Origin of the sequence: Streptomyces meridianus (assembly GCF_023703325.1) — a bacterium.
In the GTDB taxonomy this organism is placed as follows: Bacteria; Actinomycetota; Actinomycetes; order Streptomycetales; family Streptomycetaceae; genus Streptomyces; species Streptomyces meridianus.
This window is the reverse complement of record NZ_JAMQGM010000050.1, coordinates 16,217-35,499: the sequence shown is the minus strand read 5'-3', so window position 1 is coordinate 35,499 and position 19,283 is coordinate 16,217. Positions and strand designations below refer to the sequence as shown.

General features: G+C 71.2%; 20 protein-coding genes and 1 pseudogene. 8 read left to right on the top strand and 13 right to left on the bottom strand.

What is annotated here, in order from left to right; genetic code table 11:
* Nucleotides 1-260: 260 nt before the first annotated feature.
* Both M1E25_RS22475 and M1E25_RS22470 read left to right on the top strand, forming a co-directional pair.
* Nucleotides 261-473 (top strand): SCO2195 family GlnR-regulated protein, encoded by a 213-nt coding sequence (locus M1E25_RS22475; RefSeq protein WP_251418567.1) that lies wholly within the window; start codon nucleotides 261-263, stop codon nucleotides 471-473.
* Nucleotides 474-483: 10 nt separating this feature from the next.
* A complete protein-coding gene (locus M1E25_RS22470) occupies nucleotides 484-1,164 on the top strand; it encodes a DUF4191 domain-containing protein (protein ID WP_251418565.1) in 681 nt (226 codons plus the stop codon).
* A 177-nt stretch (nucleotides 1,165-1,341) separates the two neighbouring features.
* Here M1E25_RS22470 and M1E25_RS22465 read toward each other — a convergent pair whose 3' ends face one another.
* Nucleotides 1,342-1,809 (bottom strand): RDD family protein, encoded by a 468-nt coding sequence (locus M1E25_RS22465; RefSeq protein WP_251418563.1) that lies wholly within the window; start codon nucleotides 1,807-1,809, stop codon nucleotides 1,342-1,344.
* Nucleotides 1,810-2,061: 252 nt separating this feature from the next.
* Here M1E25_RS22465 and glnA point away from each other — a divergent pair, with 252 nt between their 5' ends.
* Nucleotides 2,062-3,471, top strand: coding sequence for a type I glutamate--ammonia ligase (gene glnA, locus M1E25_RS22460; RefSeq protein WP_251418561.1), 1,410 nt, complete (start codon nucleotides 2,062-2,064; stop codon nucleotides 3,469-3,471).
* A 160-nt stretch (nucleotides 3,472-3,631) separates the two neighbouring features.
* Here the strand turns inward: glnA and M1E25_RS22455 are convergent.
* From M1E25_RS22455 to M1E25_RS22435, 5 genes and pseudogenes are all read right to left on the bottom strand, one after another.
* Nucleotides 3,632-3,724 (bottom strand): annotated as a pseudogene (locus tag M1E25_RS22455) (helix-turn-helix domain-containing protein); the annotation flags it as partial.
* Between the two features lie 54 nt (nucleotides 3,725-3,778).
* Nucleotides 3,779-4,675 carry a class I SAM-dependent methyltransferase gene (locus M1E25_RS22450; protein ID WP_251418573.1) on the bottom strand — a complete coding sequence of 299 codons (897 nt, stop codon included), beginning with the start codon at nucleotides 4,673-4,675 and terminating at the stop codon, nucleotides 3,779-3,781.
* A gap of 228 nt (nucleotides 4,676-4,903) precedes the next feature.
* Nucleotides 4,904-5,521 (bottom strand): TOPRIM nucleotidyl transferase/hydrolase domain-containing protein, encoded by a 618-nt coding sequence (locus M1E25_RS22445; RefSeq protein WP_251418560.1) that lies wholly within the window; start codon nucleotides 5,519-5,521, stop codon nucleotides 4,904-4,906.
* A gap of 168 nt (nucleotides 5,522-5,689) precedes the next feature.
* Nucleotides 5,690-6,211 carry a GNAT family N-acetyltransferase gene (locus M1E25_RS22440; protein WP_251418558.1) on the bottom strand — a complete coding sequence of 174 codons (522 nt, stop codon included), beginning with the start codon at nucleotides 6,209-6,211 and terminating at the stop codon, nucleotides 5,690-5,692.
* 23 nt (nucleotides 6,212-6,234) lie between these two features.
* On the bottom strand, nucleotides 6,235-7,002 hold the full coding sequence (locus tag M1E25_RS22435) for an alpha/beta hydrolase (protein ID WP_251418556.1): 768 nt from the start codon (nucleotides 7,000-7,002) through the stop codon (nucleotides 6,235-6,237).
* A 160-nt stretch (nucleotides 7,003-7,162) separates the two neighbouring features.
* Between M1E25_RS22435 and M1E25_RS22430 the strand changes: the two genes are divergently transcribed.
* From M1E25_RS22430 to M1E25_RS22420, 3 genes are all read left to right on the top strand, one after another.
* Nucleotides 7,163-7,768, top strand: coding sequence for a GNAT family N-acetyltransferase (locus M1E25_RS22430; protein ID WP_251418554.1), 606 nt, complete (start codon nucleotides 7,163-7,165; stop codon nucleotides 7,766-7,768).
* 250 nt (nucleotides 7,769-8,018) lie between these two features.
* Nucleotides 8,019-8,996 carry a phosphotransferase family protein gene (locus M1E25_RS22425; RefSeq protein ID WP_251418571.1) on the top strand — a complete coding sequence of 326 codons (978 nt, stop codon included), beginning with the start codon at nucleotides 8,019-8,021 and terminating at the stop codon, nucleotides 8,994-8,996.
* A 151-nt stretch (nucleotides 8,997-9,147) separates the two neighbouring features.
* The gene (locus M1E25_RS22420; RefSeq protein ID WP_251418552.1) at nucleotides 9,148-9,702 is read left to right on the top strand and encodes a DinB family protein; all 555 of its coding nucleotides are present in this window, start codon (nucleotides 9,148-9,150) and stop codon (nucleotides 9,700-9,702) included.
* Nucleotides 9,703-9,926: 224 nt separating this feature from the next.
* Here the strand turns inward: M1E25_RS22420 and M1E25_RS22415 are convergent, their stop codons facing one another.
* From M1E25_RS22415 to M1E25_RS22400, 4 genes are all read right to left on the bottom strand, one after another.
* Nucleotides 9,927-10,817, bottom strand: a complete 891-nt coding sequence (locus M1E25_RS22415; protein WP_251418550.1) for a glycosyltransferase family 2 protein — start codon at nucleotides 10,815-10,817, stop codon at nucleotides 9,927-9,929.
* 388 nt (nucleotides 10,818-11,205) lie between these two features.
* Entirely contained in the window at nucleotides 11,206-13,044 is a 1,839-nt protein-coding gene (locus M1E25_RS22410) for a choline/carnitine O-acyltransferase (RefSeq protein WP_251418548.1), read from the bottom strand.
* 2 nt (nucleotides 13,045-13,046) lie between these two features.
* Nucleotides 13,047-13,979 carry a class I SAM-dependent methyltransferase gene (locus tag M1E25_RS22405; RefSeq protein ID WP_251418546.1) on the bottom strand — a complete coding sequence of 311 codons (933 nt, stop codon included), beginning with the start codon at nucleotides 13,977-13,979 and terminating at the stop codon, nucleotides 13,047-13,049.
* Nucleotides 13,980-14,037: 58 nt separating this feature from the next.
* On the bottom strand, nucleotides 14,038-14,907 hold the full coding sequence (locus tag M1E25_RS22400) for a HalD/BesD family halogenase (RefSeq protein WP_251418544.1): 870 nt from the start codon (nucleotides 14,905-14,907) through the stop codon (nucleotides 14,038-14,040).
* 304 nt (nucleotides 14,908-15,211) lie between these two features.
* Between M1E25_RS22400 and M1E25_RS22395 the strand changes: the two genes are divergently transcribed.
* Complete coding sequence (locus M1E25_RS22395) at nucleotides 15,212-15,763, top strand: GNAT family N-acetyltransferase (RefSeq protein WP_251418542.1); 552 nt, start codon at nucleotides 15,212-15,214, stop codon at nucleotides 15,761-15,763.
* A gap of 25 nt (nucleotides 15,764-15,788) precedes the next feature.
* On the opposite strand, the gene M1E25_RS22390 is transcribed toward M1E25_RS22395, so the two are convergent.
* A complete protein-coding gene (locus M1E25_RS22390) occupies nucleotides 15,789-16,151 on the bottom strand; it encodes a carboxymuconolactone decarboxylase family protein (RefSeq protein ID WP_251418540.1) in 363 nt (120 codons plus the stop codon).
* Nucleotides 16,152-16,454: 303 nt separating this feature from the next.
* Here M1E25_RS22390 and M1E25_RS22385 point away from each other — a divergent pair, with 303 nt between their 5' ends.
* Entirely contained in the window at nucleotides 16,455-17,375 is a 921-nt protein-coding gene (locus tag M1E25_RS22385; RefSeq protein ID WP_251418538.1) for a carbohydrate kinase family protein, read from the top strand.
* 11 nt (nucleotides 17,376-17,386) lie between these two features.
* Here M1E25_RS22385 and M1E25_RS22380 read toward each other — a convergent pair whose 3' ends face one another.
* Nucleotides 17,387-18,616, bottom strand: a complete 1,230-nt coding sequence (locus M1E25_RS22380; protein WP_251418537.1) for an MFS transporter — start codon at nucleotides 18,614-18,616, stop codon at nucleotides 17,387-17,389.
* The gene (locus M1E25_RS22375; protein WP_251418569.1) at nucleotides 18,613-19,098 is read right to left on the bottom strand and encodes a MarR family winged helix-turn-helix transcriptional regulator; all 486 of its coding nucleotides are present in this window, start codon (nucleotides 19,096-19,098) and stop codon (nucleotides 18,613-18,615) included. Before M1E25_RS22375 ends, M1E25_RS22380 begins: the two co-directional genes overlap by 4 nt.
* Nucleotides 19,099-19,283 lie beyond the last annotated feature (185 nt).

Below are 19,283 nucleotides of genomic sequence, written 5' to 3'. Positions count from 1 at the left end.
GGAGTCGCGGGCCGCTTTCGTGTCTGCGCCTGCGTTTGCCGCTCCGGCCATACCCTGGTAACAACATTGTGTGACGATGCATGTACGCTCGGCATGCGTCGAGTGCGTGCATCGTGACGGCGCCCAGGCTGTCCTGCTGTTCCCGCCGTCGTGCTGTCTTGCTGTTCCGCTGTGCTGCCCCGCTCTGCCGTGGGTCCGCCTTACCGGACCCACGGGAGTCAGTCCCGTTGTCCCGCCGACCGTTCCGAGGGGAACCCGTCATGCAGGCCGCGCCCGTACGCGCCATTCCCGTCGTCCCTTACGTGACCGCACCGCTGCGCGCCGTGGAAGCGGTTCTGATGCGCCGCGGGCAGGAGATCGCGCGACGCAACGCCTGGAACGCCGTGCTCGAGGACCGGCGCCGGGCGCACGACCGCCGGGAGGCGCAGTTCGTGCTGGAGGCCGCGTCCTCCCGGACTCCGAGGGCCACGTAAACTCTGCCGCATGGCGAGGCAGGAAACTTCCGAGAACCCCGGGCGGCTGAAGCAGATCGCCCTGACCTACAAGATGACCAAGCGGGCCGACCCCAAGGTCGGACTTGTGGTCGCGGCTGTGGGACTGGTCGTCTTCGGCGCCCTCCTCGGCGCCGGCTTCGCCATCGGACACCCGGTCTACGCCGGCATCCTGGGCTTCCTGCTCGCCTTCCTGGCGATGGCGATCATCTTCGGCCGCCGGGCCGAGCGGGCCGCGTTCGGGCAGATGGAGGGACAGCCGGGTGCTGCCGCCGCCGTGCTGGAGAACGTCGGCCGCGGCTGGTCGGTGACTCCCGCGGTGACCATGAACCGCAACCAGGACATCGTGCACCGGGCCGTCGGCAAGGCGGGCATCGTGCTGGTCGCCGAGGGCAACCCGAACCGGGTCAAGGGCCTGCTGGCCTCGGAGAAGCGGAAGATGTCGCGTGTCGTCTCGGACGTGCCGGTGCACGACGTGGTGGTGGGCGACGGCGAGGGCCAGGTGCCGCTGAAGAAGCTGCGCACCACCCTGCTGAAGCTGCCGCGGGTGCTCTCGGGTGCCCAGGTCACCACGGTCAACGACCGTCTGCGCGCACTCGGCGACATGATGAAGAACATGCCGCTGCCGAAGGGCCCGATGCCCAAGGGCATGCGGATGCCGCGCGGCCGCTGAGGCCGTCCGACCCCGACGGGAAACTGCGGAAGCGGCCCGGGCCATGACGGTCCCGGGCCGCTTCGCTGCGTGCGGATGGGTGTTGCCGCACTCCCGGCGCGTGCCCCCGGGGCCCCTCGCGCCCCCGGTGCGCCCGGACGGCGGCGTCCTCCGCCGGGAAGGAGGCGGAGGGACGTGTCAGATCCGGACCTGGACCGACCGCGCGAGCCGGTCGTGCAGCCCGCGGCCGTCGCGGTCCCAGATCACGGCCGGAATCACGGCGAGCAGAAGCAGGGTGCGCAGCGCCGCATACCGGAAGGTGAGCCGTCCGCCGCCGAGCGCCACGACGCGGATGCCCAGCAGCCGCTTGCCGGGCGTGCAGCCGACAGTGCCGACGGTGGCCAGGCTCAGCACCGCGAATACGCCGAGCGCCGCATTGCCCGCGGGCCGGGCGTCACCGTGGGCGAAGAGAGCGTAGGCGATGAGAACGCACGCGGCCCAGTCGATGCAGAGCGCCGCGAGGCGCCGGCCGAACGGAGCGATGGATCCGGGCCCGTTCTCCGCCAGTCCCAGCCGCTCGCCGCGGTAGCCGAAGTCGACGCCCATGTCCTCGGCCGCCGCGCGGGGGCCGGAGAGCCACGATCCGATAGCTTGCCTGTTGTCCACCCCGACACGGTACTGCGGCAGAGGACGCGGCCGGTCGTGCGGGGCGGGGGCAGCGTGGCACCCTGGGCGGTACCGGCGCGGCCACGACGCTCCTTCGCAGGCGAACCGCACGTCGCAGCGGTTAACCTCGGCGAAACAAATGGGTCACGCTCGAGAAATCCCCGAATCCTAGTGTCGTCAGCGGCGGGCCACCGCGGCTGGCCACGCGACTGAAGCAAACCCCCGTCCCCTGGCGGCGGGCTAGGAGGATGGATGTTCCAGAACGCCGACGACGTGAAGAAGTACATCGCGGACGAGGACGTCAAATTCATTGACATCCGATTCTGCGACCTTCCCGGCGTGATGCAGCACTTCACGGTTCCGGCGGAGTCCTTCGACCCGGGCGAGGAGCTGGCCTTCGACGGATCGTCGATCCGCGGGTTCCAGGCCATCCACGAGTCCGACATGGCTCTGCGCGCCGACCTCTCCACCGCTCGTGTGGACCCGTTCCGCCGGGACAAGACGGTCAACATCAACTTCTTCATCCACGACCCGATCACGGGCGAGCAGTACAGCCGTGACCCGCGGAACATCGCCAAGAAGGCCGAGGCCTACCTCGCCTCCACCGGCATCGCGGACACCGCGTACTTCGGTCCCGAGGCCGAGTTCTACGTCTTCGACAGCGCGCGCTTCAGCACCGGCCCCAACGAGTCGTACTACCACATCGACTCCGAGGCCGGCGCCTGGAACACCGGAGCGGTCGAGAACAACCGTGGCTACAAGGTCCGCTACAAGGGCGGGTACTTCCCGACCCCGCCGGTGGACCACTTCGCCGACCTGCGTGCGGAGATCAGCCTCGAGCTGGACAAGGCCGGGCTCCAGGTCGAGCGCCAGCACCACGAGGTGGGCACCGCCGGACAGGCCGAGATCAACTACAAGTTCAACACGCTGCTGGCCGCGGCCGACGACCTGATGCTCTTCAAGTACATCGTGAAGAACGTCGCCTGGCGCAACGGCAAGACCGCGACCTTCATGCCGAAGCCGATCTTCGGCGACAACGGCTCGGGCATGCACGTGCACCAGTCGCTGTGGCAGAGCGGCGACCCGCTGTTCTACGACGAGCAGGGCTACGCGGGCCTGTCGGACACCGCCCGGTACTACATCGGCGGCATCCTCAAGCACGCCCCGTCGCTGCTGGCCTTCACCAACCCGACGATCAACTCGTACCACCGGCTGGTGCCGGGCTTCGAGGCGCCGGTGAACCTGGTGTACTCGCAGCGCAACCGCTCCGCGGCGATGCGTATCCCGATCACAGGCTCGAACCCGAAGGCCAAGCGTGTCGAGTTCCGCGCCCCGGACCCGTCCAGCAACCCGTACCTCGCGTTCTCGGCGCTGCTGATGGCCGGTCTCGACGGCGTGAAGAACAAGATCGAGCCGGCCGAGCCGATCGACAAGGACCTTTACGAGCTGGCTCCGGAGGAGCACGCGAACGTGGCGCAGGTCCCGACCTCGCTCCCGGCTGTCCTGGACGCGCTCGAGGCGGACCACGAGTACCTGCTCGCGGGCGGCGTGTTCACCTCGGACCTGATCGAGACGTGGATCGACTACAAGCGGACGCAGGAGATCGCCCCGCTGGCGCTCCGTCCGCACCCGCACGAGTTCGAGATGTACTTCGACCTCTGAGAACACCGCAGCGCGGAGCGGACACCCGCTCACCTGACTGCTGGAGCCGTGGGCCGTGCCTTCCCCGTTCGGGAGGCGCGGCCCACGGCTCTTCGAGACCGTGATTCCCCGGCTCGGAGAGGGGGTTCCAATCCGTCACCCGCTCCGAACAAAGAAGGCCAGCGCCCGACAACGTTAAGCGCACCGCCTTGGCGCGGCCGTTCTTGAGTACCGCCAGGTTGGCGGGCGTGATCTCCACGCGGTCCGCGAGCTCACTTCACGGGGGACGAACAACCGTTCGGTTGCACCCTAATACCCGCTGATTCGGTCACGAGTCCCGTTGGAAGTGCCAGATGATCTCCACCGGAACTCCGGCGTTGGACGCCGCAGCAGCCTCGGGCAGCAGGTCCATCAGGCACCACGGCCAGTCCTCCCACGGCCCCACACCGGTCGTGAGCTCCCGTGGGGTGTCCTGTGGTGCGGTCGGCCCCGCGGATTGCTCCCCGGGCTCCTCACAGCGTCGGACCTGGAGCCCCACCGCAAGCGCAGCACGCAGATAGTCCCCGACCCGATGACGGTAGGTCTCCATCTGTCCGGGCTTCCCGTCCGCCAGGCTCACCGAGGGAATCGAACCCCGCGCCACCCATTCCGGGTGGATGTCCGAGGTGACGAGGTGCCCGCCCGGGCGCAACACCCTGGCGAACTCCGCCATCACAGGCCCCAGGTCGGGAACATGCGTCAGGGCAAGGGAACAGACCACCAAGTCCATGGCCTCGTCGGCCACGGGCAGCCGGCGCAGGTCCCCGCGGCGGAACTCGCCATCCGATACCCGCTCGCGTGCACGGGTCAGCATGTCCGGCGAGCTGTCGACGCCGACGGTCCGGTGCCCGCGCTCGGCCAGCAGGGCCGTCATCCGCCCGGTACCGCAGGCGGCGTCCAGGGCGACCCCCGTCGGCAGTCCATCGAGGATTTCCCCGACGACGGGCTCGTCGAGGTCGAACGCCGAGTTGGGGCCGTCGTAGGTCCTCGACCAGATCCGGTATCCATCGACCGTGCCCACCCGTTCAACGTCCACGGCCGCATCTGCGAGCGTCTCGTCGTTGAGCAGCTTACGGATCTCACCGATACGCGCGTCGACGAACTCACGACCGTGTTCCCCGGTGAACGCACGCAGCAGGGCGGTCCCCTCCAGGCCCACCAGGTAGGCGAGCGGGTTCCGGTGCATCACGGCGTCACGCTAGCGGCGCTCGTGACGGTCACGCCACCCGATTCCCGTCACCCCGCCCCGCCCGGCCATGGCCCTCCCTGCGAGACCGCGCGTGCCGGGGCCGCGGTCGCGGTCACCGGGTTCCGCGTGGCGCTGCCGCCCGACGAACGGATGCCGAGTTCCCGGACCTGACGGGAAGTCTGCGTGAGTCGGAGCTCTGGTGCCGAGATCGATGTCGCCCGGCGGTCAGAGGTCGGCGAGCAGGTCATCGAGGGGCGCGGGTACACGGTCGGGATCGAGTGCCTCGACGAGGACGCGGCCGTAGCGGATCTTGCGCCCGCTCGTCGTGCCCAGGAAACGCCGCATCTGCTGCTGCGGAGTACGGCCCCGCTGCGCGGGCTGGCGCAGGAAGGTCTGCAGGGGGCGCAAGTCGCCCTCCTCCCGGACGAGTTCCTGCACCCGTGGCACTCCCAACGCACGGATGAGCTCGTCCTCCAGGTCCGCCGCACAGACGAAGAACCCTTGCTGTGCCGCACCGGCCTGCCCCCAGCCGCGGGTGTAGTGGCGGCGTTCCGCCTCGTCGCACAGTCCCGTCAGGCGCAGGCCCAGACCCGACGGCCCGAGGACGCGGGCGAAGCGCCCAACGCTCATCGCACCGCCCATCGGCAGGACGCAGACTCCTTCGGCCTCCAGGTTCCGTCCGAGGCCCGCGGCGAGCGCGCCGACCGCGGCGACGTCACTCGGTCCTTCGAGCAGGACGGCTGTCCGGACGGGCAGTTGCCCGGCCAGCTCTCGCGCCGGATCGCCCGGCCCACCGGCCGCCCACGCGGTGACCGCTTCCCGGAACGACGCCATATCAGTCATGGGACGAGCCTCCGCCCTTTCCGGCCGCCACGGTAGGGAATTTCGCCTGAGGAGCTCGTCGCCGCGCCTCCCGGAGGCCTGTCGCCGAAGTCGTTTCCTGCGCCGCCACCGGCCCCGAATGCTCTCCCCGCCGCGGCGTGCTCGACGGACCGGGAGCTCGGGGACTGCTCAGGGAGTCCATTCGTGCGCGAGGAGACCGAGGACGACCTCGTCGAGGAATGTCCCGCACACCCAGGCCGAACGCCGCAGCGTGCCCTCGACCGTGAATCCGGCCTTGGTCGCCGCGGTGATCATCGGGACGTTGTCCTCCAGGGTGTCCACCTGCAACCGCTGAAGTCCGCGGACCGTGAACCCGTACGCGCAGAGCACACGGACGATGTCCGAGCCGAGCCCGCGGCCGCGGAACGCGGGGAGAAGCGAAAGCCCCAGGTGTGCCGACCTGTTGTGCAGGTCGATGCCCCACAGCGAGGCCGCGCCGGCGAGTTCCCCGGAATCGAGCTCCACCGCCGAGAAGGGCACCGCCTTCTCCGACGTCTCGGCCACCACGAACGGTGAACGCTCCGGCGGCAACGGCTGCCAGGGCCGGGGGTCCTGACGCGACCGGGACGCCACGTCCTCGTGGAGCGCGTGGAGCAAGGGAACGTCCGCTTCGTGCCGGGCCCGCAGCCCGGCCTTCTCGCCACGCATCATCCGCCCTTGCTACCGGAGGGCGGTCAGCCGATCAACCGATTTGTGACGGAAGCCGGTTCGGCCGTCCGGTGGTGAGAGGCCGGACGCAGCGCCGCGGTGACGACGCGCTGCCGGTCCCCCGGTTGCCCGGCCAGCCAGCGCCCGAGCTGGTGGCCCGCCCCCGGGAGACGCAGCGTGGAGAAGTCGGCGTTCTCGGTCAGCGCCGATCCGATGAGTGAGGTGACGCCGGCCGGGATGACGTCGTCGCGTTCCGGCAGCACCAGGACTGCGCGCCCGGCGAAGCGCGCGTAGGCGGCGGGCGCGGCGCTGGTCCGCCAGCTCCCGGGCTGCCGGATCAACCCGGTGAATCCGGCGCCGAAGGGGACATCCCACGCCTGCCGTCCGTAGATGCCCGGCGCACAGAGCACGACGGCCGCCACCCGCTCTCCGTAGACCTCGATCAGGTCGGCGACGGTCTGCCCGCTCATGCTGAATCCGACCAGGATCAGCGGGAGTTCGGGGTCGCAGAGCTCCTCGATGACACCGGCGGCCTGGTCGCGGCGGCGCCGGAGGCTGAGCTCCGGCAGGGCACCCGAACTCTCCCCGTGCCCCGAGAAGTCCAGTGCCACGGCCGGATGCCCGAGGGCGGCGAAGTCCTCGGCCAGAGGGAGGACGCGCTCCTTGTCCCCGTTCCCCGCGCCGTGCAGGACGAGGACGCCGTGCGGATCGACGGCCCGCTCGCCCGGTTCGACCGTGCAGACGCTCACCTGCTCGCCGTCGACCGGGCGAACGGTCCTGCGTACGGTACTCACGGCTGCTCCGGACTCGACGGGTGACGGCGCTGTGGCCCTGGCGACGGCCGCCACGATGCCACGTTGAACGCCGCGGCGTGCCGATCGCGCCCCGGTCCGGGGGCGGCGGGCGCCAGGAAATGCCTTGCCGCTGCGTCCCTGACCAGGAAGGATCCGGTGCATGGTCCGACCTGCTGAGATCCTTCGCTTCGACCGCGTCGAGCTGCGGCGTTGGCGGGCAGCCGACGCCGATGTCGTGGACCGAGTGGTCACCGAGTCCCTGGACCACCTGATTCCGTGGATGCCCTGGGCCGCCGAGCACAGCCGCGACACGGCGGTCGGTTTCGTCACCCGGTGCGAGCAGGAATGGGCGGAGGGGCAGGCCTACAACTATGCGATCACCGTCGGCGGATCGGTGATCGGCAGTTGCGGCCTGATGCGCCGCATCGGCCCCGGGGGGCTGGAGATCGGCTACTGGATCCACCCCGCGTGGACAGGTCAGGGGCTCGTGACCATGTCAGCCTCCGCGCTGCTGCGCCAGGCCTTCGAACTGCCGGATGTCGACCTGGTCGAGATCCACCACGACGAGGCCAACGCGTCCAGTGAGGCCGTGCCCCGGCGTCTGGGATTCACCGAGGTCGGACGGCGGGCGGTGCCCGACGGGCCCGCTTCGCCGGGCGAGGCGGGGATCGAGGTGTTGTGGCGGCTTCGACGGCTCGAAGCAGGGCGCATCGTGCCGGGACGCCCGGCGCGTCATCCTGCGAACCCCGAAGCCGACCGCTCCTGAGAACCTGCCGGCGCACATGCGTGAGGCCAAGCGACAACGGCTGTCTACAGCGAGACCTTCCGCTCCTCGGCCGCGAGGCCGCGGAGTGTCCATCGCCAGTCCCGTCCTTCGCCGCATGCGGCGACTCCAGGACACCTCGGTATCGGGCCGCGAAGGAACCGGCCACGCTGCAGACGACGCATTCCGTCAGGAGATCTGAGCCCGTTGGAGCCCTCATGAGACGGCGCAACGTTAGCCTGCTCGGGTGGCCATGACCGAGCACGTGAATGCGGGCGAGACCGACGACGAGGCCCCGAGTCGGGCCGCGACCCGCTCCTGGGTGGAGAAGCACCTCCCGCCGGGCGACCGGATCGAGGCTGTCGAACGCCTGCGGGGCGGGTGGACCTCGGAGATGCGCCGCCTGCACGTCTGCGGCCCGAACGGCAGCCGGCAGCTGGTCCTCCGGTCCTTCGTCAAGCCGTTCTTCCTGCGGCATGCGCAAGGTCTGCTCACTCGCGAGGCCGCGGTACTCACCCTGCTCGGTGATACCGAGGTACCTGCGGCAGGACTCCATGCCGTCGACGCCACCGGCGAGTTCTGCGACCATCCGTCGCTCCTCATGTCCCACCTGCCCGGCACGCTGCACCTGGACGACGCGGATGCCGGGCAGCGCGTGGGCCTCCTGGCCCGGCAGCTCGTGGGCATTCACCGCGTGCAGGTGGGCGAGGTCGACCGGCCGCGCACGTACCAGGCATGGACCGATCCCGGGTCGGTGCGCGTACCCGGGGCGACCACCCGGCCCGACCTGTGGCGGCGGGCCGTTGACGTCATCCGCCGTGATCCACCCGCTCACCAACCCTGCTTCCTCCATCGGGACTTCCATCCGGGCAACGTTCTCCTCAGCGGGCACGGCACCGGTCTCCGCGTCAGCGGGGTGGTGGACTGGGTGGAGACCTCCTGGGGCCCGGCGGACCTGGACGTCGCCCACTGCTCCACCGCACTGGCGCTGCTGCACGGCGTGGAGACGGGCATGCTGTTCGCCGAGCAGTACGCGGCCTCGGGAGGCCGGCTGGACGAGGATCCGGCGGCGCACCTGTACTGGCGTCTGCTGGACGCCCTGGCCTTCGCCCCGGACGCCGAGAAGATGGCGGTCCCCTGGCGCGAACTGGGGCGCTCCGACCTGACGTCAGAGCTGCTCTCGCACAGGCTGGAGGACTACATTGAGGCGCTCGTCGTCCGGTACGGCTGACGCGCGTCCCGGCATCCGCAGGTGGGGCAGGCGTAGCCGGCCTGCTCGCGCCCGGCGACACACGCCGAGGCGGCGGCACGTGACCGAGCCGGCCGACCCATCGACGCTGATCATCCCGACCGACCCGAAACCACCGAGCCCTGGAGTCGACATGGCTGACGTGATCGTGCCCGACCCCGTCACGCGGGACGTTCTCGCGATCTTCGAACGCGCGCGATCCCGGCTGTTCGAGCGCCTTGAGGACCTGACCGACGCCGAGTACCACTGGGAGCCGGTCAGCGACTGCATCAGCATCCGCCCCGGGGACGACGGCGTCTTCCGGGTCGCCACGCTGTTTCCCGAATCGAGTCCGGAGGCGCCGGACCCCATCACGACGATCGCCTGGCGCATCTGGCACATCGGCAGCCTCTGCCTGCGCGGTTATGTGATCCACTTCTTCGAGGACGCCCCCGGGTTCGGCGACCGCCACGAGTGGCCGGGCACCGCGGAAGAGGGCGTCCAGGCGCTCGCCGAGGACTGGGAGCACTTCATCTCCCGTATCGCAGCCCTCGGCGACAAGCGCCTGCTGGCGCCGATAGGCCTGGGCCCCGGCGGTTGGGCCGATGAGACCTATCTGAAGCTCGCGCTGCACGCTCTGGTCGAGGTCACGCATCACGGTGGCGAGATCGGCCTGCTGCGCGACCTGTACCTGCGCGAACACGTCTGATTTCGGCAGTAGCGCGTCGTGAACAGCACGAGGGCGTTGAGGATCAGGCCGAGTGCGCCGATCCGGTCTTCCATGCCGTCCTGGTAGAGCTGGTGGAGCTGCCCGGCGATCTCACGGTAGGTGCCGTCCAGCAGCGCGGCCCGCGCGGCCAGGTGCTCACCGGCCCCGGCGGGCCACCGCGGGAACCACTCAGGGTCTGTGGCCGGTGACCGTCACTGTCACTGTCAGACGACCGGGGGCCGGCCCAGACGGGTCATGCGCCACACCGTCCGCCAGCTCATCGGCCGGCGCGGGCCGCACGGCGTCCGCATGCCCTCCCGGAAACCGCCCCACCAGGCCCGCAGCCCCGTGAGCGACCGGATGCGCGCGAGGGTGAGCAGGATCCACACCGCGAGATGAACCGGGACCAGCGGGGCAGGGAGCCGACGGCGGGCGAGCCAGACCCGGTTGCGGGCGGTGAACCGGTAGTGGACCGGGTGCCGTGCCGGGGAGGTGCGGGGATGCTGGAGCACCAACTCCGGTTCGTAGCGGATCTCCCAGCCGGCGTCCAGCGCACGCCAGGCGAGGTCGGACTCCTCGTGCCCGAAGAAGAACTCCGCCGGCCACAGCCCGATCTCGTGGAGCATCCGCACCGACAAGGCGTGGCCACCACCGAGGAAGGCCGTCACCGGGCCGCGGCGCATCGGATCGTCCGTGCGGAGCCTGGGCACCCAGCGGCGCTCGGTGTGCCCGTGCTCGTCGGCGACCCGGAAGCCGACGATCCCGAGCCGGGGGTCCACGTCGAACAGGGCCCGGACCCTGCGGAACACGTCGTCGGCGACGAGGAGCCCGTCGTCGTCCAGCTCGACGATCACGTCGACGTCGCCCGAGTCGCACAGCAGGGCCAGCCCGACGTTGCGGCCACCGGGACACCCCAGGTTCTCGTCCAGCGGCACCTTGGTCAGGTCGGCCGTCGCACCCGGAGCCGGAGCCACGTCGTCGAGCGGCGTCGCATTGCCCACCAGCACCACCTTCGCGGGCACGTCCTGCTTCGCCACCGAGGCGAGCAGGGCCGCCAGTTCCCGCGGGCGGGTGCCCATCGTGACGACGACGACTCCGATGCGGGGCAGGGACATGGCGGTGAACTCCTGGGAGGCGGGGAGAGGACGGGGAGACCGGAGGCCGCGGACGCTGTGCGACCGGCTGCGATCAGGCAGGGGGTGACACGCTCCGGGTGGCCGACCGGTTCCGTGGGGCCGAGCGGCGACGTCGAGGCCCCGTTGCCCAACCGGGGAACCGTCTCTAGAGTTTCGCCCCGAGCCAAGGGGGCTGTGGTACACAGCGAGGATCGACGGCCGGTGGTCCCACCGCACCTCGATGTGGCGGCGCGTGGCCGAGGAGCGGTGGCAGATGTTCCACCACCAGGGGACGCCCGCCCGGGGCCGAGGTGCTCCGGCGCAATGGGAAGGGCCCGCCCTCCCCTGTCGGGAAGGCGGGCCCCGGAACACCTGGCCGGACGCGGGCTCAGCCCGCGGAGTACCCCGGCTCCAGCAGCTCCCGCAGCTCGGTGACGGCCTCGCGCAGCCGCTCGGCGAACGCGTGCATCTGGTCGGCGACCGGCTTCGGCGTGCTCAGGTAGAGGTGGAACCGGTCCGGTAGCAGCACGTACGCCACGCCGATGCACCGGCTGCTGGTCGACCCGAAGCCGAAGTACTGGATGTTGACCGAGGGCGCGGAGCTGGTGCTCAGGTAGTCGTCCCGCATCGTCAGCCAGCCGGGCGTCCGGTACAGGGCGGGCTGCTCGGTGACGCCCAGTTCGTCGCCGCGCCGGCGCTGAATCAACTCCAGCTCCCACAGGTGCTGTTCGGGGGCCTGCCCGATCTGGCACTCCTTCGCGCGGGTGACGTGCTTCTCTGCGGCGGTCAGGAACGCCGTCCGCCGGGTCGCCGGATCTGCCGCGGGATCCTCCATGGCCTGCACGAACGTGCGGATCTCCGGAGTGACGACGCGCATCGCCTCGGTGCGCCCGTTGCGGTACTGCCGGGTGGCGATGGACTCGTAGGTCGCCCCCAGGTGGCCCTTGGCGCGCTGGTGGGCCAGCTGGTAGGCGAGCTGCACGAACGCGTCCGGCGAGACCCCGAGTGCCTTGGCCGTGCCGCTGCCGAAGTCCGTGAACGCGACGGTGCGGGTCGCCGTGCTCGCACCGTACTCCGCGAACGCCTCGGCGGCCGAGAGCACCTGCGCTCGCAGCGCGTCGTCCAGCTCGAACCCGACCGGGGCGGTGGCGGGCCGGCCCTGCGTGCGGGCACCGGAGTTCCGGGAGTGCTCGTCGGCCGCCGTTCCCAGCAGGAAGTCGGTGAACGCCAGGATGGTGGTGCCGTCCAGTTCGCAGTGCTCCACGTTGATCCCGGCCCGGCCGTCGGCGAACACGACCAGCGACACGGCCTTGTCGAACCAACGGTTGCCCCGGTCGCCGTACAGCAGCTCGTCGCACGCATGCTGGGTGTCCGCGGGTGCGAAGTCCTCCAGGCAGACGCAGAACAGCGCGGTCTCGACGACGTCGAGTGCCTGGGCGTTGTCCGGGTGGCAGACGCGCAGTGCGTCACGCGCGGCGGCCCATTCGCCGCGGGCCATGGTGGTCAGGTGTCCGACGGAGGATCCCGGGGCGGCGGGTTCCGCGCCCTCCTTCATCACGGCGTCGAGACCGGCTTCGAGGTCCTCCAGCGCGTGCGGCACCCCGTCGGCGCCGAGCACGTCCATCCGGAACATCCGGCCGCGGAAGAACACCACGATGTGCCGCGCCTCCGACGGGCCGGGCCAGGCCTCGGACCACGGGGTGCGGACGGTGTCCTGCTCGGCTCCGGGGATCCGGGTGCTGGAGAACAGGTACTTGTTCTGCTCCGTCGACTGGGGGCGGCCGCGCTGCACGACCGGCTCGATCAGGCCCTCGTCGATGCGCCGCTTGTAGTCGAGTGCTCCGGCGATCAGCCCGGCGGCCCGCTCGGTCTGCGGCTGTCCGTGCCGCGTGGGCGGCGGGTCCCGGAAGAGGAAGAAGAAGTTGGCGTTGAGCGCGATCCGGTCCCGGCGCCCCAGGTACCGATAGGGCCAGAAGGTGTCGAGCCAGCTGCGCACGCCGTCGGTTGCGTCGTACTCCTCCAGGGCCGCGTGCAGGGTCCGGCCGGGGCCGCCGGCGCGCAGGAAGGCGGCGACCTCGGCCTCGGTCGCCGCCAGTTCGTCCACGGACAGCAAGGGAGCACACCACGCGAGGAACCTCTCGCAGCTCTCGTCGAGCGTCGGCAGCGGTACGCGCGGCAGACTGCTCTCGTGCGCGAAGGTCTCGGTGGCGGCGGTTCCCTGGGTCATGCTCAACTCTGCTCTCGATTCCGGTCGTGGTCGTGCGGACGGGCTGTGGCTTGCACACCGGCGGCGAGATCCTCGGCCGGCCGGGATCCGGAGGCGTCGGCGGGCAGGGACAGGAAGAGCCGGGCGTGGAACCAGCCGTCCTCCTCCAGGCCCCGGGCGTCCACTCCGGCGGCGGCCATCGTGCGCAGTACCCCCGCCTGCTCCTCGGCGGACGCGAACCGGCGCTGCCTGAACACCCCTTCGACCCGGACGGTCCGGTACCCGAGGTCCGCCAGCGCTTGCTCGACGGGGTCGAAGGGGAACATGCGCAGCACGAAGTGCGCCATCCAGGGGCGGCGGTCGCCGAGGGACCGCACGATGCGGGTGAGTGTCTTCTCGGTGACGTACCCGAGGCACCCCGTCGAGATCACCAGGTCGGTGCCGGCGATGCGCCGGCTCTCGTCCGGGGTGAGGTCGTGCGACTCCAGGTCGGCGTGGACGGCGTCGTCGAGGAAGCCCGCCTCGAGCGCGTAGTCCAGTGCGGGTCCGGAGGTGTCGAGCCCGACGAAGCGCATGCGGGGTGCCGTGTCCCGGGTGCGGGCCAGGTCCCGGTCGCGGGCCAGCAGCGCGTCCCGGTCGGCCGTCCCGATGGCGGGGGCCGCTTCGGCGTCCGCCTCGGCCGCACGGGCGTCACCGTAACGGGCGTACAGATCGTCCATGGTCAGGTCGTACTTCAGCAGCGCGGCGTTGACCCCGTACGAGCAGCCGATGTCGAGCACCTGCGGGACGGCGGTCCGCCGGGCGGTCCGCAGCTCGTCGATGAGCTTCGCGAAGTACGGCTTCCCCAACTGCGGGACGCAGTAGTCGAGCTTGCGCAGCGCCCCGAAGTACGAGCGGGGATCGGGCTGCGTGTAGATGTGCTCCAGCGAGACTTTTCCGGTGGCGTCGAAACGCACGGGCTCACTCCTCCGTGGATGCAGAGCAGGAAACGGCCTGCGCCGGCCGGCGCGCCCGCTAGTCCAGCAGGCGGTCGCCCCGCACCGCCCGGCCCTCGGCCGACAGGTGCTCGGAGAGTACCCGGCCGAAGAGCTGCCGGGTCCGTTCCACACTGCCGATCACCCCCGGGCGCTCGCTGTAGGCGAAGATGGCCGAATGGCGTGCCTCGCTGCCCTCGACGGGGCTCACCCGGTGCAGTGAGAAGCGTCCCTTGAACAGCTGAAGGTCCCCCGGCCGGAGGACGAGCCGCCGGGTGGACCGCTCGCCCCGTCCCCGGAGCACGTCGAGGACGTCACCGAAGTTCTCGTCCCGTGCCGACCTGATGTTCGGGCAGTACTCGAAGACACCGCCGGCCTGGGCCTCCTGGGTCAGCATGCTGACGGTGAACTCGTTGGTGTCGAAGTGCCAGGGGTGTTCCATGCCGGGCTCGACGACGTTCAGCACCAGCCCGGCCAGCGGGTCGGCCAGTTCGTGCAGCTCCGGCAGGTCGAAGCACTGGGCGACGAAGCGCCGGAACGACACGTCGGAGTAGAGCAGGCTGATGAGCGCCGTCCCGGGGATGCGGTCCCGGGGGACGAACGCGTTGCCCCGGTCGAAGGAGACGCGGCCGGGATGCCCGTCGGGGAGGTCGGCGTCGACAGCCGTGTTGTAGACGTTGACCGTGGCGACGTCGGTGTGGGCTCGGGGGGCGAAGGCGGAGCACTCCCGGCGCAGGATGTCGTGCAGGGCAGGCCGGATGAAGTTCCGCAACACGGTGCAGCCGTCGGCGGCCAGTTCGCGGCGGGCGCGGGCGAGGACGTGCTGTCCCCCGGGGCTGTCGAGCCGGGTCAGCGGATAGCGGTCCGTGTCGACCACCTGGTCGAGTGCCATGACTTCCGACGTGCTCATCCGGCCTCACCCTCGATGCGCAGCAACCCTGTTGAGAAGTAGTGGAGTTGAAGCTGCCACAACGACTCGGGTGTTGTCTGTGACACGTCGCACTGGCGGGGCGTGCATGATCCGCAGGACGCCGCCGAAGGTGCGGCCGGGCCGGCAACGCCCCGGCCCCGTCATCGGGCCCGTCGGCTGCCGCGCCCCGGGGCCGCGGTGGCGGCATCCGGCACCCGGTGCTCTCCCGCGCGCCGGCGCCCGCCGCTGCTGCGACCGGCAGAAATGCGTTGCCGCGCCCGCCCGCCGCGCGAAGAATCCGCACATGGACCTCACTGTCAGACCCGTTCGCGCCGACGAGTGGCGGCAGGTGCGCGACCTGCGCCTCACTGCGCTGCGGGACCCGACCGCCCCGATCGCCTTCCTCGAGACGTACGAGGCTGCCGCGGCGGAGTCCGACGCCTTCTGGCAGGACCGTGCGTCCCGGAGCGCCGAGGGCGACTCGGCGCGTCAGTTCGTCGCCGAGGACACGGACGGCGTCTGGCAGGGCACGGTGACCGCGCTCGTCGAACGCCCCGGCACGGTCTCCCCGCTGGGCAACCGTGTGGAACTCCTCCAGACGCACCTGGTGGGTGTGTTCGTCCGTCCCGACGGCCGCGGAACCGGGCTGGCGCACCGGTTGTTCGAGGCGGCGCTCGCGTGGTCGTGGTCCCTGCCCGTCGAACGGGCGCGGCTGTACGTCCACGGGGAGAACGCCCGCGCGCAGGCGATGTACCGGTCGGCCGGGTTCAGCCGCACCGGCCGCTGCATTCCCTGCACCTCACCGTACGGCGGGCGTGAGTGGGAGATGGCGATCTCGCGCCCGGCCGTGCGGTGAGATGAGCTCCGGACAGGCGTGCCGGTCAGCCGCGGCCCTCCGTCTCCCGCTCGGCCGCCATCTCGGCGATGCCGAGCCCGCGAAGGGCGTTGCTGGCAGCGGAGACGACCCGAGCACTGCCCACGATGGGTGCGACGGCCGCGAGGGTGCCGCGAATGTCGTCGAGGGTGGCTCCGGACTCCTCCGCGGTGGCGAGAGCCATGATGTACGACGCGGGAGCGCCCTCCATGGCCACGAGCGCGGCGAGCCGGACGAGGAAGTAGGTGCGCGCGTCGAGCCCGGAGCGCTCGAACGTGTCGAGATGCATCTCGGCCAGCGTCTCGAGGACCGGGGCGTCTCCGGTCGCCACCTCGCGCAGGATGTCTTCAGCAGTGGTGGGCGCAGTCATGGCGGTCCTTCCGTCGGTGGGGGCCGACCGATCCGTCTCGGTCGTTCACGGCGTCGAACCGGGCCTCGGGACCGGACCGTTCGGTCCTGGTGAACACCCCTGACTCCCCGGACGACGGTTCCTTCCCACCGTGGCACGCCCTCTTGACCCTCGCATCCGGGGTCTTTCCGGGCGCCGGGCGCCCCTGGGCAGGCTCCCCCGCGCCGCTGCCCGCACACTCCTGGGTACCGTCGGCGTGGTCGTCCGCGGGTGCGGCGACGACGGTCTGCACGCCGGTTCGGCGCGGAACGGAAGGAGCCCCTCTTGAACGGCGGTTCACGGGTGACCGTGGTCGGCGAGAGTCTCGTCGACCTGATCTGGCGGCGCGGTGCCGGGCACGTGGTGCCGGTGCCGGGTGGCAGTCCGGCCAACGTCGCGGTGGGACTGCATCGGCTCGGACGCCCGGCCACGCTGGTCACCGTCTGGGGGGACGATCCGCCCGGCGAACTGGTCCGGGCGCACCTGGAGGGTTCCGGTGTGGACGTGTGCCGGGCGCCGAGCGAGGCCGGCCGGACCACGCTGGCCCTCGCCTACCTGGACGACGCGGGGGCGGCCACGTACGACTTCCTCACCGCGTGGGATCCGCGGGAGCTGCCGGTGCCGGCGGACACGGCGGTGCTGCACACCGGGTCCCTGGCCGCCGTGGTGGAACCGGGGGCGTCGCGGGTGCTGGAACTGTGCCGGGAGTTCCGCTCGACCCCGGGGCGTACCGTCGTGACCGATCTCAACGTGCGTCCCGCGGTCCAGCCGGACCGGGCCGCCTACCGTCAGGCGTGTCTGCGGCTCGCCGGGGTGTCGGACGTCGTCAAGGCCAGCGACGAGGACCTGTCCCTGCTGTTCGCCGGCCTGGCCCCGGCCGACGCCGGGCGGCTGCTGCTCGCGGAGGGACCGCGTCTGGTGGTGGTGACGCTGGGTGCGGACGGGGCGCTCGCCGTGACCGCCGGCGCGCAGGTGCGGGTGCCGGCGCCGCGGACGACCGTGGTCGACACGATCGGCGCCGGCGACACCTTCCAGGCGTCCCTGCTCGACGCGGTCGCTGCCCGTGGGGTGCCGTCGTCACCGGAGGGACTGCGGGAGGTGCTCACGCGCTGCACGGTGGCGGCGGCCGTCAACTGCAGCCGGACCGGGGCGAATCCGCCGACCCTGGCCGAGCTGGAGCAGGCCGTCGCCGACCGCGCGGGCTGAACCCCGGGGGCTCAGGCGCCATCCGCGTCCGCCAGCGCCCTGTGCACCGTGCCCAGCAGGAACGCTCCGGCGGCCACAGCAGCGGCACCGAGGAGGAAGGGGACGTGCTCGTTGTAGTGCTCGACGAGCTTGCCCGCGGCGAACGGGGCGAGGCCGCCCCCGATGAAGCGCACGAAGCCGTAGGTGGCGGACGCGACCGGGCGCGGCACCGGGGCGATGCTCATGACGGCGGTGGTGACCAGGGTGTTGTTGACGCCGATGAAGGCACCGGCGGCGATCACCGCGCCGATGACGACCCACGGCCGGTCCGGGAAGACGCCGATGACCGCCAGATCCGCGGCCATGAAGGCCAGGTTGCCGTAGAGGGTTCGGGGAGTGCCGAACCGGCGGCGCAGCATCGGGGCCCCGAAGACCGCGAAGAAGGCGACCAGCAGGCCCCAGGCGAAGAACACCCAGCCGAGTTCGATCGCTTCCAGGTCCATCAGGAACGGCGAGTAGCCGAGCATGGTGAAGAAGCCCCAGTTGTACAGCAGGCCGGTGAGGCTCGTGACGGCCAGCGGCCGGTGGCGCAGCGCGAGGACGGGTTCGCTGAGCGATTCCCGGCGAGGCGGTGCGGGGGTGGCGGGCAGCAGGACGACGGTGGCGACCAGGGCGATGAGCATGAGCACGGAGACGCCGAAGAAGGGGCCGCGCCAGCTGATGTCGCCGAGCAGTCCGCCGAGGAGGGGGCCGGTGGCGATGCCGATGCCGAGTGCCGTCTCGTACAGCACGATCGCGCCGGCGAAGCCGCCGCTGGCGGAGCCGACGATGACGGCCAGGGAGGTGGCGATGAACAGGGCGTTCCCCAGGCCCCATCCGGCACGGAAGCCGATGATGCCGTTGATGCCGCCGCTGGCCGCGGCGAGGGCGGAGAAGGTCACGATGAGGGCGAGGCCCGCCACGAGGGTGCGCTTGGCGCCGATCCGGCTGGATATCCAGCCGGTGACGAGCATGGCGACCGCGGTCACGACGAGGTAGCTGGTGAACAGCAGCGTGACTTCACTGGGGGTGGCGTCCAGTTTGCTGGAGAGCGCGGGCAGGATCGGGTCGACCAGTCCGATGCCCATGAACGAGATCACGCAGGCGAAGGCCACCGCCCAGACCGCCTTGGGCTGCCGGAACGGGCTCCCGGAGGGGGCGTGGGGGTCGGGTGCGGCGGCGGTCGTCGCCGCCGCCGGGGTGAGTGTCTCCGACTCGGTCATGCCGTTGCGTCCTTGTGGTCGTCGGTGTCGTGGGGTGCGGAGGCGGTCAGTTCGGTGAGGGCTCCGGTCGCGGCCAGCAGGGCGCGGCGGTGGTCCTCGGGGATCCGGCCGATCTGCTCGGCGAGTACTGCGGCGCGGGCCGCGTGGCGTGCGGCCAGGTGGGTCCGTCCGGTGTCGGTCACGGTGACCAGGGCGGCCCGTCCGTCGGTGGGGTCGGGGCGCCGTTCGACGAACCCGGCCTCGGCGAGGCGGGTGACGACGCCGGTCATACCGGGCTGACTGATGCGCTCCCGGGCTGCGAGGTCCGAGATGCGCTGCGGGCCCTCGGCGGCGAGGGCGTCGAGCGTGGACATGGCGACCAGGTCGTACTCGCCGCGCGGCGTGATCCGCCGCAGCCAGCTGGCCAGGCGTTCCAGGGCGGTACTGAGGCCGTCGATACCGCCGTCGTCCCGAGGGGGTCCGGCACCACCGCCGGTATTCATTGCATCCACCATGTAAATGTATAGCCAACTTATATAAGTACGCAATGTTCCTCTTCGACGTCTCGCGCGGGGTGCGGCGGGGCCTCTAGGGTCGGTCTCCCGCACGGCGGTCTCCGGCGTCGGCCGGGTGAGGCCGGAGCCCCGGCGGACGCCGAGCCGCCGAACCGGCACGTCCGGCGGAACAC